This window comes from Brasilonema bromeliae SPC951 (assembly GCF_012912135.1).
In the GTDB taxonomy this organism is placed as follows: Bacteria; Cyanobacteriota; Cyanobacteriia; order Cyanobacteriales; family Nostocaceae; genus Brasilonema; species Brasilonema bromeliae.
Window position 1 is genome coordinate 1 of record NZ_QMEB01000164.1, and the last position, 14,728, is coordinate 14,728.

At 42.6% G+C, this 14,728-nt stretch carries 13 protein-coding genes; 3 read left to right on the forward strand and 10 right to left on the reverse strand.

The features are described 5' to 3' along the window. Positions 1-146: 146 nt before the first annotated feature. Genes DP116_RS19130 through DP116_RS19140 form a run of 3 tightly spaced genes read left to right on the forward strand, consistent with a single transcriptional unit; the run spans position 147 to position 3,922 of the window. Positions 147-1,031, forward strand: a complete 885-nt coding sequence (locus DP116_RS19130) for a carbohydrate ABC transporter permease (RefSeq protein WP_169156683.1) — start codon at positions 147-149, stop codon at positions 1,029-1,031. Positions 1,032-1,069: 38 nt separating this feature from the next. Continuing rightward, complete coding sequence (locus DP116_RS19135) at positions 1,070-2,149, forward strand: ABC transporter ATP-binding protein (RefSeq protein ID WP_169156684.1); 1,080 nt, start codon at positions 1,070-1,072, stop codon at positions 2,147-2,149. A 24-nt stretch (positions 2,150-2,173) separates the two neighbouring features. Then, positions 2,174-3,922, forward strand: a complete 1,749-nt coding sequence (locus DP116_RS19140) for an asparagine synthetase B family protein (RefSeq protein ID WP_169156685.1) — start codon at positions 2,174-2,176, stop codon at positions 3,920-3,922. Positions 3,923-3,926: 4 nt separating this feature from the next. On the opposite strand, the gene DP116_RS19145 is transcribed toward DP116_RS19140, so the two are convergent. The 10 genes from DP116_RS19145 to DP116_RS19195 all read right to left on the reverse strand — a co-directional run. Then, the gene (locus DP116_RS19145) at positions 3,927-5,258 is read right to left on the reverse strand and encodes a toprim domain-containing protein (protein ID WP_169156686.1); all 1,332 of its coding nucleotides are present in this window, start codon (positions 5,256-5,258) and stop codon (positions 3,927-3,929) included. A 120-nt stretch (positions 5,259-5,378) separates the two neighbouring features. Next, complete coding sequence (locus DP116_RS19150; RefSeq protein ID WP_169156687.1) at positions 5,379-6,794, reverse strand: diaminopimelate decarboxylase family protein; 1,416 nt, start codon at positions 6,792-6,794, stop codon at positions 5,379-5,381. Continuing rightward, the gene (locus tag DP116_RS19155) at positions 6,782-8,677 is read right to left on the reverse strand and encodes an asparagine synthetase B family protein (protein WP_169156688.1); all 1,896 of its coding nucleotides are present in this window, start codon (positions 8,675-8,677) and stop codon (positions 6,782-6,784) included. Before DP116_RS19155 ends, DP116_RS19150 begins: the two co-directional genes overlap by 13 nt. Position 8,678: 1 nt before the next feature. Continuing rightward, complete coding sequence (locus DP116_RS19160; protein WP_169156689.1) at positions 8,679-9,302, reverse strand: DUF3859 domain-containing protein; 624 nt, start codon at positions 9,300-9,302, stop codon at positions 8,679-8,681. 463 nt (positions 9,303-9,765) lie between these two features. After that, a complete protein-coding gene (locus DP116_RS19165) occupies positions 9,766-10,218 on the reverse strand; it encodes an Hsp20/alpha crystallin family protein (RefSeq protein ID WP_169156690.1) in 453 nt (150 codons plus the stop codon). Between the two features lie 321 nt (positions 10,219-10,539). Then, on the reverse strand, positions 10,540-11,460 hold the full coding sequence (gene prmA, locus DP116_RS19170) for a 50S ribosomal protein L11 methyltransferase (RefSeq protein WP_169156691.1): 921 nt from the start codon (positions 11,458-11,460) through the stop codon (positions 10,540-10,542). 147 nt (positions 11,461-11,607) lie between these two features. Continuing rightward, positions 11,608-13,188 (reverse strand): phosphoglycerate dehydrogenase, encoded by a 1,581-nt coding sequence (serA, locus tag DP116_RS19175; RefSeq protein WP_169156692.1) that lies wholly within the window; start codon positions 13,186-13,188, stop codon positions 11,608-11,610. Between the two features lie 457 nt (positions 13,189-13,645). Further along, a complete protein-coding gene (locus DP116_RS19185; protein WP_169156693.1) occupies positions 13,646-14,074 on the reverse strand; it encodes a type II toxin-antitoxin system VapC family toxin in 429 nt (142 codons plus the stop codon). Then, a complete protein-coding gene (locus DP116_RS19190) occupies positions 14,074-14,400 on the reverse strand; it encodes a FitA-like ribbon-helix-helix domain-containing protein (RefSeq protein ID WP_339381489.1) in 327 nt (108 codons plus the stop codon). The genes DP116_RS19185 and DP116_RS19190 overlap by 1 nt, the downstream gene beginning before the upstream one ends. A gap of 21 nt (positions 14,401-14,421) precedes the next feature. Further along, positions 14,422-14,728 (reverse strand): WD40 repeat domain-containing protein (locus DP116_RS19195; RefSeq protein ID WP_369333954.1); only part of this gene is annotated, 307 nt, incomplete at its 5' end.

Consider the following 14,728-nt stretch of genomic DNA (forward strand, 5'->3'; position numbering starts at 1 on the left):
CTACGGAGGGAAACCCTCCTGCAGGACTGGCTCCGCAACGCACTGGCTCTCCTTAATAAGGAGAGGGGTGCCGTAGGCGGGGTGAGGTAAAAACGTGAATGATAAAATCAACCTGATTTACATAACATCTCAAATTAAAAATCTCTATGACTGTTCATCAGGAAAACTTGACGACAAATCCCAAACCAAAAACAATAGTCAAAAAATCTTGGAAAAATATCTTGCTTTGGATAGTAGTTACCTTAGTAGTGGTTTTCTGCTTAGCACCAGCAATGTGGCAATTACTAACTTCATTCAAAGTCAATCAGGATATTGCTAAAATTCCTACCGTTTATTTTCCCTCTCGAATCACTCTCAATCACTACATTGAAATATTCGCCCGCCGTCCGTTTTGGCGCTACATATTAAATAGTGCTTTTGTCTCGATTCTCTCTACGGTTTTATCTTTAGCTTTAGGTGCGCCTGCTGCTTACGCTTTAGCACGGTTGCGTCCTTGGGGTGGCAGAGTTATCCTTGCAGGTATCCTTATTGTAACTTTGTTCCCTGGAATTTTATTGTTCTTGGGACTTTTGGAAATTATCCAAGGGTTACATCTAGGCAACAACTATTTAGCCCTGATTATTCCCTACACTGCTATCAATTTACCATTAACAATTTTAGTGTTACGTAGCTTTTTTGAGCAGTTACCAAAAGACTTGGAAGATTCTGCAAGAGTGGATGGCTACAACACTTTGCAAATGTTAATACAAATATTACTACCAATGACACTTCCTGCTTTGGTAACGACGGGAATTCTCACATTTATTTTTGCCTGGAATGAGTTTATCTTTGCTCTCACATTTATAACCCGTGAAGAGATGAAAACAATTCCTGTGGCTGCAGCACAATTAGGTGGTGCAACAGTTTTTGAAATTCCTTATGGTCCGATTGCTGCAGCAACCGTGATTGGAACATTGCCCTTAGTTTTACTCGTTTTGTTCTTCCAGCGCAAGATTATTCAAGGTTTGACTGCTGGTGCTGTTAAGGGATAATCAACAGATAATCAAAAGATAATCAACAAATAAAAACTATGGCGAAACTGGAACTACAAAACTTAAATAAGACTTATACTCCCAAAGTCATTCCAGTTAAAGATGTGAATTTAACTGTAGATGACAATGAATTTCTCACTTTACTTGGTCCGAGTGGCTGTGGTAAGTCTACGACACTGCGAATGATTGCAGGGTTAGAAGAACCGACTCGCGGTCGGATATTTCTTGGGGATGAGGATATTACGTTTAAGCGACCAGGCGATCGCAACATGGCGATGGTGTTTCAAAGCTATGCGCTTTATCCCCATATGTCCGTGTACGAAAATCTAGCCTCTGGACTGAAGCTAAAAAAAACTCCTCGCACTGAAATTGAACAGCGAGTCACAGAAGTTTCAAAACTTCTGGGATTAGAAGAATTATTACAGCGTAAACCTGGTCAATTATCGGGCGGACAAAGACAGCGAGTCGCCGTTGGTCGGGCGTTAGTGCGTCGCGCCCAAGTTTACTTGCTGGATGAACCACTCAGTAACCTAGATGCACTCTTACGGGAACGAGTCCGCGCAGATATCAAACAAATATTTGCCGCTCAAAAAGCTCCAGTAGTCTACGTGACTCACGATCAAACGGAAGCAATGACGCTTTCCACAAAAGTAGCTGTCCTCAATGATGGTCTTATCCAGCAACTCGATCCACCTGAGCGCATTTATAACCAACCAGCTAATTTATTTGTAGCTGGATTTGTTGGCAGTCCGCAAATGAATTTGCTCACGCTACCTTGTAAGGAACGTTCTGCAATCTTAGGTGATGCAAACATATTTTTGCCAGATATCCCAACAATACCACAAGAAATTATCTTAGGTATTCGTCCAGAACACGTCCGCATTGCACAAGCCGATGATACACAGATTATCCAAGGACAAGTATATCTTGTGGAAAACTTGGGTATGCATAACTTGGTCAGTGTGCGTGTTGCAACTTCTGAAACAGAACCGTTGACAATACGTGCATTGTTACCACCAGACCAAAAATGGAATAATGAAGAAATTAGATTAGCTTTACCGCCCCAGAATATCCACTGGTTTGATATTAATTCAGGTGATAGTCTTTGGTTGCATTAGAGTCAAGGATGGGTGAAAATTTTCATGCTATTTGAGGTTTTTAAAAATCATAAATCCACTAAAATCCCATTCATCAAAACAAACTCAACCTGGTCAATAGCTTGGGGAACAGTTGATGCAAGTTATGAAGGTATAGCTTGGCGAGACGAAAAAGTTGCTGTGATTCTACCGCCTACAGCTTCTGAAGTACTGACAGAGAAACTAGCAATCAGTTGTGGAGAACAATTTGTTGTTGTTGGTGATGTGTGGTTAACTAACCAAGCACAGTTGCTGCAAAAATTGGGAATTGAACCGAATAGCTTTGCGCTAAGTCCTCTGCAACTGGTTGCTAATCTTTGGGAACGATGGGGTTTTGAATGTCTCAACCAACTTGTGGGGATGTTTGCGTTTGTGGTTTGGGATAGGGAAAAACAGGTGTTGCAGCTGGTACGCGATCGCGTTGGTGCTCGTACTCTCTACTACACAACCACTGGTTCGGTTCGTTGGATTGCGCCTAAATTGAGAACTTTAGCACCCCATCGTTCATCCGATTTAGATTTAGTCGCTTTGCGAGATTATCTTTGTTGCGCCTTTGTTCCTGGGGAGCGAACACTTTGGCAACAGGTGCGAGAACTGCGCCCTGGAACTGTTTTACAATTCAACGACCACAAGGTTCAAGCTTATTGGCAGCTTCAAGAAAAGATTACAGCAATAGATAAACCTTTAGCATGGCATGGCGCGCGCCTACGAGAACTGCTAAACCAAGTTGTTCAAGAATATTTACCACCAGAAAACGAACCCGTTGGCGTTTTTCTTTCTGGTGGTTTGGACTCCAGCAGTATCACCGCTTTAGCAGCAAAATTCCACAATTCCCCAGTTCATACCTTCTCGATTCATTTTGGTTATGAATCTCCCAATGAGTTAGAGTTTTCCAGTCTCGTTGCTTCTCATTGTCAAACGCAACACCACATCCTAGAAATTACCTTTCGGGATATGTGGGAACGCCTACCGGAAACAATGGCGTATTTAGATGATCCCATCGGCGATCCGCTGACTGTTCCCAACCTCATGTTGGGACGATTGGCGCGAGAAAGCGTGCAGGTGGTGTTAAATGGTGAGGGTGGCGATCCTTGTTTTGGTGGTCCAAAAAATCAGCCAATGCTCATTAATAGTTTATATGGCTCCGTCACCAATCAAGATTCATTGCAAGCTTATTTAATTTCTTTCCAGAAGTGCGCGGCTGACTTACCACAACTTTTAAAACCAGAAGTTTGGACAGCAGTACAAACAACACCTTGGGTTTTTGAAGAAGATTTCTATTCTCAAGCCAGCTATCTCAATTGTTTAATGGCAATGAACATCAAATTTAAAGGCGCTGACCAAATTCTTACTAAAGTTAATAACTTAACTCAAGCTGCTCATATACACGGTCGTTCTCCTCTTTTTGACCAGCGGATAGTAGACTTCAGCATGGAAATTCCTCCAGATTATAAGCTTTCTGGAGTGGAAGAAAAAGCAGTTCTTAAAGGGGCGATTGTAGATATTTTGCCAGATACAATTATTAATCGTCCCAAAAGTGGAATGATGGTTCCGGTACAGTTAGGATTTCGTAAATATTGGCAACGAGAAGCAAGAAATCTATTGCTAAGTCGCAATGCGGCAATTGCCCCTTATTTAAACCAGTCGCTAATACGCGATTGGCTAAACTTTCAAGGAGACACTTGGAGTCGTTATGGAGTAAAGCTTTGGTTGCTTGTTAGTTTAGAAATTTGGTTGCGAGTGAATCAAAAGTGAAAAATTAACCAAAGCTTTCAGCAACATACATAGAGTTTCCCGTATCATCAACGAGAATCAAGCTGCTATCATCGCTATCTAAAGTTTGACTATTAACTATGCCGTGATTAAGAATTTGAATCAATTTTTGAGGACTAAATGATTCCAATTCCACAAAGTTACCAGATTCTAACCATTCCAATTCATCTGTTGATAATGCCGAGCGAATTTCGGGTGCTAATTGTTTAGCAGCCTCAGCCGATTCTGACTGAGATTGAATGAACATACCGCGACTTGCAGCAATAATTTGGCGTGGCAGTAGTCCTATATCAATCATCGTGACATTACTATTGAGAAACCAAGTGGAACTAGTGCGGAGATGATTAACTAAACTCACACCTCTGGGGCTACAATCATGCAATGCATAAACTATTAAATCAGGATTACGACGTAGCATTAGCATGGTAGTATCAAAAATGTTTTGCGGATAGCCACTGATGCTGAGGATGGCACAGTTTTTTTCAAAATGAAAGTTATTGGCGATTAACATTTGGGCAATTGCTGCACTATCACAAACAACTAACCTATCAAAACTGTAAGCAGTCACATCAGGATTGACAGCAGCGGGTGCAATTTCTTCACGCGGAGGAGGTAGAATTTTCGTAATTGAACCATTGATTTGCCGCCAACGGTTTAACCAACTTTGAACCTGTTCTTGCCTAATTAATGATTCCTGTGGAATTTCGGATTGGTTTAGCTGTTTAAATCCTAAGTATATGGACAGCATTCCCAAAAGAACATAAATGACAAATAAAATGAATGAATGGAAGATAAATAGACTGGTATAAATACCTCCAATAAGAATGATCAAACCTATCAAACGCAAAACTTGAGCGTTTTCCTTTCGTCTAGGCTGGTTAATTAAACTTGACTTAGTATCCTGGTAGATTTTGTAAATATACCATATTTGAGTTCCTAAATTAGCAATTATAAATGTAGTCGATGCAGGTAATTTAAATGATGCTAATATTGGAGCTAAGAATATAGATGAAAATCCCCCAATAAAACCTGTAGCCCAAACATTAAAAAATAGATACAAACCGAGCCATCCCCATCCACTTATCCTCTTCCTTTTGACACGATTATCCAAGAAATAGAGAAATTGCTTAGGTGTGAAAAATAGAGTGTTGTTAGTAGAAATATCAGCTATAGCCTTAGCAAACATTGAGTCAGTTATCTTTTCATCATCTTTGTTAGTTGGTTCAAACACAAAAGGATGTTGGCATCTGATACACCGACCTTGATTGCTTGTCCGGTCTTTGAGTTTATTGTCAGTACCACATTGAATGCATTTCATACTATTTTTTAGTTATCAGGTAAGAGTGATTGATTCTGTTTTGAATGAGATAGTTTCAGTCAATTAACCTTTGTATAATTTTTGTTACATTATTGACTACGAAAAAAGTACGAAATAGTCTTAATAAAAAACCTGATTTGCCAGCAAAACGCTGTAGTCTTCACGCCTGCGAATTAAACGGTACGTGTCATTTTCTAGCAGTACTTCGGCTGGTTTAGGACGGTGTAAAAAGTGTGAGGACATCGCATAACCATAAGCACCTACGTCCAAAATGCCGACAATGTCACCAATTTCTAATGCTGGTAGTTGACAGTTTCTTCCTAAAAAATCTCGTGAATATGTGGTGTTTCCACACACATCTGTGAAATAAATCTTAGATTTGGAATTTTCGATTTTGGATTGTACAGATGTTGCGTGCAACGTCTCTACTCTGCCCATCTGTGCAACTTCTTTCCAGGTAACAATCTCCCGGTAGCCGCCGTGTACTGAAGGGACACAGAGATTGGCAACTGTGGTATCTACTCCAACAATTTGCTTTTCTGACTGCCATTTCACGGAAACGACTTTAGCAAGAAGAGTAGCACATCCGGCAATTGCAGCGCGTCCGGGTTCAATGACTAATTCAATTTCTCTTCCCAAACGACTCATTCTGTCACTTAACTCTGTACCAAACAATTCCCAGTTAAAAGCTGCGCCGTCATGATGATAGGGGTAGCCAAAACCACCGCCAAAATCGAGATATTCCCAATCTGGTAAAAGTTGTGCTGTGGTTATAACCTTATCAATGACGTTGGTAAAAGCTTCTGTTGCATTGGTTCCAGTACCTCGGTAAAAATGCAAACCACTGATTTTGAGTCCAGCTTGATGGGTAAGAGCGATAGCTTCGCTGCTGCGCAAAGCGCAGATCGCATCAGGAAATTCCTCTAGACGCACACCAATGCGGCTATCACCAGTGATTTCAGGTAGGTTGAGACGTAAGCCAAGGCGCGGTGTTGTAGAACTCTCGGATGCAACGGAGCCACTCGCGTGCGCGGGTTCCCCGCGTTGAGCGATGTGGCGTTCTCTACAGAAGGAATGATAGACTTCGCAGCATAGTTGCAACTGGGAGACACTATCCAAATTGAGAGTTTTTACACCCCAATTCAGGACTTGTTCCATCTCGGCGCGGTTCAAATTACTACCACTGTAGACAATTTGTTCTGGCGCAAAACCCGCCTGTAGTCCGAGATAAATATCTCCAGGTGTATTGGCGTGTAGTCCCCAACCTTGATCACGAAAAATTTGCAGTACAGAAATATTCCCATTAGTGACGCTGGCAAAGCGAAATTGGGTGCGAGGATAGGAAAAAGCTTGAGTGATATGTTGGATAGTTTGGCGTAAGATGTCACCTTGGTAAACGTAGAGTGGTGAACCGTAGGTATTCAGCAACTCTTGAGCCAGTTTTTGGGAGAAAGGCAGATGAGCGGATGAGGAGTTTAATTCCTGTAGAGAGGTTGCATCCGAGAGTTCTACATCAAGTTTTTCTACGCTTGCCATTTTTTCTGAAATCTCCATAACTGTTGTGGTAGCCAAAATGGATGATCAAAAGATTGTTTGCCTGGTTTTTCTCCAAAAACGTGTACTCGCCAAAGCTCCCACATGATAAGCAACCAAAGAATCTCACCAATACGACGATCTTGAAGAGTGGCTCCCAACTGACTAGCAGCAATTTGTGCTGCCAGATGCGGAGAAAAGCGGTTTTCGACACGAAGTCTGCCAGGATTTAACCACTTGCCAATCTGACGCCAGAACTCGTTTAAACACCAGGAGGTTAAGGGAACTCCCATACCGCGCTTTTGTCGCCAAACAATTTCTGGCGGTAACCAATTTTCTACAGCTCGCTTGAGGATATATTTCTCGCAGGCTCCCTGTAAGCAGAGTTCTCCAGAAACCTGGAATGTCCACTCTGCCAGTGGTAAGTCGCACAAAGGCGATCGCACAAACAACCCGTGAGCAAAACCCAAAGCAGTCGCACGCGGATGTATATTTTGTGCTCCTTTCAACATCAGGGCAGCACGGCGGAGCCGATGGAGAATTGCTTTGCAATACGCAGGATCGAGCGCTTCTGCAATCCATTCTTCTGGATGTAAATTTTGTATCTGTTCATAAATATGTGGCTGGTAGATTTGAGCTTCGTAACCCCAAAGACGGTGAAAAGTGCGGAGGTATTGCTGTATAAATGTTTCTTGTCCTGATGGATTTTCTGTTTGGTAAACGCCTGCTGCTATTAAAGGTTTATTCACCCAACCAGCAAACAACTGGTCGCCACCTTCGCCATTAAAAATCACCTTAGTTTCCTGACTAGCTCTTTGTGCTAAAAGAAACAAAGGAACACTCACACCATCTCCAAAAGGCAAATCGAGCGCCTGTACAGTAGGTATGATAGCTTTTTGGATTTGACGCGGGCTAGCATCGACTTTTACCAAAGGAATTTTAAGATGCTGGGCGACAATTTCGGCATAGGGAGATTCTGGAATGCCTGCGTCACCAAAATCTAGAGTATAACCAATCACCTTTACCCCTGCTTGTACCAGCAACGCCGCCACAACAGAGGAATCTAATCCTCCAGAAAGAAAAACTCCGACAGGCTCATCTTTTAAGTCGGAAATTTGACGCTCAATAACTTGTTGAAGCAAAATTTGCAGTTGTTTGACAGCCGTTGTTTCATCTTTTAGTTGTTCGCTTGCTTCACTCCATTCCCACAAACGTTTGTAAATGGGTGCTGATAGCGTTTTTGAATTCGGCTGACTTTGCCAGACTAACTCAGTCCCTGCAGGAACTGCAAACACGTTCGTCGTAGGCGTCAGCGGATTGGGAACATAAGAAAAACAACTATAACCGTACAAACCCGGTATACTGACTTCTGGCTTTTCAACTATTTTTAGCAGCAGTTGTAGCTGGGATGCAAACCAAATGACTTCTCCTTGTTGAGTCCAGTACAGAGGGACTCGCCCGAAAGGTTCTCGTCCTAAAATTAGGCGTTCGCCCTTTGGGCGGCTCCCCTTGGGAGCATCGCCTCCGGCGGGGCTTTGCCCATCGCTTCCCTGTAGATTTACCCAAGCATCAGGTAAAAATGAGCCTATGACGTGCGAGTCAGTCAAGATTCCTGATGCTGAGATAGCAGCTATTCGTTCCGTGTGATCAGTCTGAAAATGAATTGGTGGTATTGACTCTTGTTGAAAACCAATGCAAGCAACATTCCAGATAGGATAAGAATTATCCTCAACTCTCGAATCGACATGAGAGAACTTGTGATACTTCGTATGTGGTGTTTTGACAAGACTTAGCCGCGCTTCTAATTCGCGTCTTTGAGCATAACCCCAATATCCAATAAATTGATGGGGCTGAGTTGTCTCCTTACCCTGTGGAATACTCCCCATACTACCTTACTTCAAATTCTGCTTGGCTAAGTGGACGACCTTCAACAGACATCTGCACTTTCCATTTACCTGAAGCAGATGCAGAACCTATTGTGTTGCGGCAGTATGTATCCCAGATGGGTTTGTCAATCTCGCGGGTTTGATAGCGATTTTGCTTGACAATTTGACCACTAGGATCAATCCAATCGCACAACAAATCCAGTCTTTGATCCAAAGGCGCATCCTTTAAAGTCACACGGTAAAAGATTTCTGGACTATTTTCACGTGAGATCGTTTTCAAGTTATCGCCATTATCTTGTGTCAGGGTGATGCGGTTTGTTTGGGCGACAACGCGGGCAATGGCAGAATTATGTTGTTGGATAAAAAAGAACGTACTAGCAATAACAACCACCAAAGCAGCAATTATCCCCACAGCAATTATGCGATCGCGTTTTTGCTGTGCTTCCAAAGCTTGCTGACGCCGCACCTGAACAAGCGCTTCATCTAGCAAATCTGGCGATAAACCTAATTCCTGTAAAATTTCATTGACTTGTTCGGGTTCAATTTCTGCTTCCCGACGTGCTTGCAGCCTTTCTACCTCAGCGATTATCTGTGTTAGTTGCTCTGTAGTCAATCGTTGCGTCATAGTTATTGCAACTCCTGTGAAAAAAGCATTTAGTTTTGTACAAAGATAGCTCTTTATCCCTTTGGAAAGGTTGTGTATTGGACGAGAAACTCCTTCACAGTGGAACTGGTAGGGTTTTTGTAGACGTAGAATTAAGTTAAGCTACAGTTGCTAGCTATCAATTTCCGCTTACTTGGAAAGAAAAATTATGGTGTTGCAGAATATAACCATGATCCAATTTCCAGAAAGTAAATCAACCCACGTCGTCAAGAACGCACCAATGGCATTGTCCGACAGCAGACACGGCACTGGTATCGACGGACACGATTAGCGATTTTAGATAATAATTTAGGTTACCAGTTGTTAGTCAATAAAAAAACCCAGTCATATGAAACTGACTGGGCGTTTTTGTTAGGTTAACCTACTGTGCATTCAGGCTATCTTTTCCTAACAATTCTTAAAATTAATAACTTCTTGCAATGAATTAAGCAGCAGATTGATCCAGATTAACTTTGACGACTTTGTTCTTCTCTTCTTGAGATTTTGGTAGTGTCAAGTTCAAAATACCGTCTTTGTATTCTGCTGTAACATTGGTATTTTGAATTTGCGAAGGTAAAGGAATCACGCGCTGGAATTTACCGTAGTGGAATTCAGTCACAGTACGACCCTTTTCTTCAGTCTTAGTTTCTGACTTGCGCTCTCCTTTGATGGAAACAGCCTTTTGTGTGACTTGCACATCCAAATCTTTAGCTTCAATTCCTGGTAGTTCTAGCTTGAGATGGATAGCATCTTCTGTTTCTTGCAATTCAGCAGCTGGAACTCTTGGAAAGTTTCTTTCAACAAATGTTGAGGGTACGAGCATATCATCGAATAAGCGGTTCATTTGACGGTGTAAGGAGTTCATTTGTTGCCAATTATTCCAACGAACTAATGTCATCTTTTTCTCTCTCCAATCAATAGGATTTTGTTTAATGAATTCAGCTTTTCACTTCCTTTGATTCTTATAGTATTTAAAAACTGAGGCAGTGATTATACGGTTTTTATCACCGAAAAAATTCATGGATCCCGAACTTCCATGAAAGGAGCATAAAAATTCAGAAGAATAGACAAATCATCAAAGATACTCTCAAAAAAGACGGTGAGGAATCCCCGATTTTTCTGGAACGGGCTACGATACTCCCTTAAAGTCGTCAACTGTTACTACAGGGAAAATAAGTAAAAAAAACCCAACACCAAAACAATCAAATTTGAGGACTGTTCAAGAACGCCGCACATTAATACAGCACCATTCGTTGCGCCGCCACACGGTTGCAACAATCCAGCCGTGTTTCTCTAGAGTATCAATGACGGCTTTAGATTGCTCAAATAATATGCCACTAAAGATACCCCAAGTGCTGTGTTTGGCGATCGCACTCAAATCCGGAACCAAACTTATAATGACATGAGCCAAAATATTGCAGACAATCCCATCTACAGGTTGTTCCAGCAGTTTTGTCAAAACCTCTAAACTACCTTCCGCCACAACCAACTGTTCTGGACTTACACCGTTGAGTTTACAGTTTTCTAGGGTTGACTTGACTGCCAAGGGATCAACATCTACTGCATAGGCTTTCTTCGCGCCCAGCATAATTGACACTATGGAAAGGATACCAGAACCACATCCAATATCCGCAATCACCACACCATCACTTTCTTTTTCTTTACCCACAAAAGACTGAGGTTCGTTGCTCAAACGCATTTCCAGGGATTCTAAGCACAATTGAGTTGTGGCATGAGCACCTGTGCCAAATGCTACGCCAGGGTCTAAAAGAAGGATGAGGCGGTCAGAATTTTCTGGGAGTGGTAGCCATGCGGGGTTGATGAGGAGGCGATCGCCTATTTCCTGGGGTTGCCAATGTTGTTTCCAGCTACTCGCCCAATCCTCCTCATCAATCACCTCCCACTGCACAACAGGTGCAGAAAGTCCCATAGATAGAGCATCTTGACGCAACAGGTGCGATAAATCATCCAAATCTTGCGGTAGTGCTTGAAATTGCGGTAAGTAACTCTTGACGCAAAAATTATTTCCTTTTCTTTGACTGGCTGTTCCGCGCCAGCCAGAATTTTCCAGCCGCCAAAAGATGGAATCTTCTAAATCTGACTCACAAAGAATTTGTAGTTCCCACCAAGTGTTTGCCATAAAAAAACTCAGAATAACGCCTTCAGCGACGCTGCGCTGACACAAAATGTGCCCATTCGGCGCAGCCGTGCTGTAGGCATAGGACTTAGAGAAGTCAGGAGACAGGAGAAATGATTTCTTCCGACTTCTGACTTCGACTTCTAATTCCTATAGTGTTACCGTATACGCATCACGAATTCCAGACACCTTAATAATCTCAGGTAAAATCCCATCGGGTAAGGGATCATCAAGACTGAGTACCATCACCGCATCACCACGAATGATTTTGCGACCGACTTGCATACTGGCAATATTGACATTAAAGCTGCCAAGTAGGGAACCGAGTTTGCCAATAATCCCTGGCATATCACGGTGTAAGGTAAAGAGCATATGTTGATTAGGGGGAACGTTGATTGGGAAATCGTCCAAATTGGTAAGGCGAATTTCTCCACCGCCCAACAAAGCACCTGTAACAGAATGAGTCCCCAAAGAACCTGTCGCTTCTAGATGCAAAGAACCAGCATAGTCTTTAATCGAAGCATCCCGCGTTTCAATCACGCGAATTCCCCGCTCTTTTGCCTCAATGCTGGCATTAACGTAGTTAACTCGTTCCCGCAAAGCTTGGTAAAGTAGTCCTTTCAAGGCTGCAACCACCAAGGGCTGACTCTTGTTTGTTGCCAATTCGCCTTGTAGCCGGACGTTGAGTAACTCCACTCGTCCGCCAGCCAGCTGTCCTACCAACTTACCCAAAGTTTCTGCTAGCTGCATGTAGGGTTTGAGTTCTTCCAGTACGTTAGGACTCAATCCGGGAATATTCACCGCTGAACGCGCGGGAAGTCCCAATAACACATCCCGAATTTGTTCTGCAACGTCAATTGCCACATTAACTTGTGCTTCTGTTGTCGAAGCGCCCAAATGTGGGGTGAGGATAGCTTGTTGCCCGAGTGACTTTAATGAAGACTCGCCCAATGGTTCTGCCTCATACACATCCAGTGCTGCACCAGCAATTTTACCTTCCCGGAGAGCAACTGCTAATGCTTCTTCGTCAATAATCCCACCGCGAGCGCAATTAATAATGCGGGCGTTGGGTTTCATTTTTGCCAATCTTTCGGTGTTAATTAAGTGGGTGGTTTCTGGAGTTTTGGGAATATGCAGCGTGATGTAATCTGCTTGCTGTATCAATACTTCCAAATCCACTAATTGACAGCCGATTTGTTCTGCCCTTTCAGTGGAAATGAAGGGATCAAAAGCCAACAATTTCATTCCCATTGCTCTAGCAACAGCAGCAACATGGGAGCCAATTTTACCTAAGCCGACAATACCCAGAGTTTTTTTGTAAACTTCGGCACCAATGAAGCTTTTACGATCCCACTCACCGCGTTTGACTGAAGCATTGGCATCAGGGATGTAGCGAGACAAAGATAGCATCATCGCCAGCGCGTGTTCTGCAGCAGCAATTGTGTTCCCTTCAGGAGAATTAACGACCACAATTCCTTTGCGGGTAGCAGCGGGAACATCCACATTATCGACACCTACACCAGCGCGACCGATAATTTTTAATTGCGTCCCAGCTTCAATAATTTCTTGAGTAACGCGGGTACCAGAGCGAATCATTAGCGCGTCGTACTCACCAATGATTTCTACCAGTTCCTCTGGTTTTAATCCTGTTTTCACATCTACAGCAGCAACTTGGGAAAGAATGTCAATCCCAGCCTGGTCAATTGGATCGGAGACAAGAACCTTAGACATGATTGCTTATTTTAAAGCTAGAGGTATTCCGGAACAAGGATTTTCAGTTTAGACTGTAACGTTTGCAATTTAGCAGAAATGATAACTTCTTATATGCCAGTAAGTGACACTCACGTTTGTTGATGATGGTACTAGAGGGTTAGTTGTTCACAATTATGCAGCGCTTCCTCCCATATCTAATGCCACCTACTCGGTAAATATAAACCATTCACAGTGTCAAAACCTATATCCAAAACCTATATAAATTATGAAATTTTCTTAGATTCGAGCGACTGTGAACTTTTTGCGATCGCCGTAAGTCCTGCGGACAGGCTGCGCCAACGCGGCGCGTGCACTTTGTGCTCAGGCGGGGCGAAAGCTCATCGCGTTCCTTGCGCGTGTCCGTCCTGGTGATATTGGTTCGATCGCTCCACGCTTGCCTTGGCTAAAATCGTATTCATCTTCCATTGGTTATTCCTCATGGAGATTTCTCTTCCCAAGGATTAATAATAAAAATTCCGCAGCCTGCAAAATCAGCAACATTACGAGTTGCGATCGCTGCGTTACGAGAGTAACAAATAGCAGCAATTTGGGCATCAGCTTGAGAGATGGGAGTCCCATTTCTTCGTCTTTGAGCTGAAATATTAGCAAAAGCTATAGCGGCAGATTCATCAAATGGAAGAACACGCCCTATAAAGTCTTCTGCAAACATTAAAGTAGCGGCTTGGTAGAGTTCATACTTACGCTTTCCTTCTGGTAAAATGGTGATGCCATATAGTATTTCAGCTTGTGTAATTGTTGTAGTAAATAAACCTGTAACAGGTTGTCGAGATGCCCAATTGCGAACTACTACAGAACCTTGGGGTTTGATTAATTCTGACAATACATTAGTATCAAGAATAATCATCATTCAAAAGTGGGTGCAGGACGCATAGGTTCTCTGATAACTTCTCCTAGTTCAAAATCTCCCAAGTGGGCAAAGCGTTTTTCTATCATATTTACAAGATTTACAGGCGGTTTTTGATTTTCTATTAAAGCAAAACGGAGAATCTCTTTTACTTCTTCTTCTAGGGAACGACCATTTTTGGAAGCTTGTTGTTGCAAGAGGTTTTTGATATTGTCGTCAATGTTAAAAATGGTAATATTTGTCATGTGAGTGAATTTAGGTTGTGATGTATTGAGATATGTAATAATTATATTTTTCTTAATTAGGCAACGAAGTGCAGCAACCACAAATCTAAAATCCTCAAATCCCTACGGCATTCGCCAAATCTTGATAGTCTTGTCGAAACTCCCACTCACCAAAGTTTTGCCATCCGGGCTGATGGCGACGCAAATAATCCTGTCGTTATGCCCAGTCAGGGTAGTTTTCAATTCGCCTGTTTGCAGATTCCAAATCTTGATAGTTTTGTCGTAACTTACACTCACCAGAGTCTTGCTATCCGGGCTGATGGCGAGGTAATTAAGGAAGTCGGTATGCTCAGTCAGGGTAAATTTCAATTCAAGAGTTTGCAGATTCCAAATCTTGATAGTCTTATCCGTACTCCCACTCACCAGAGTC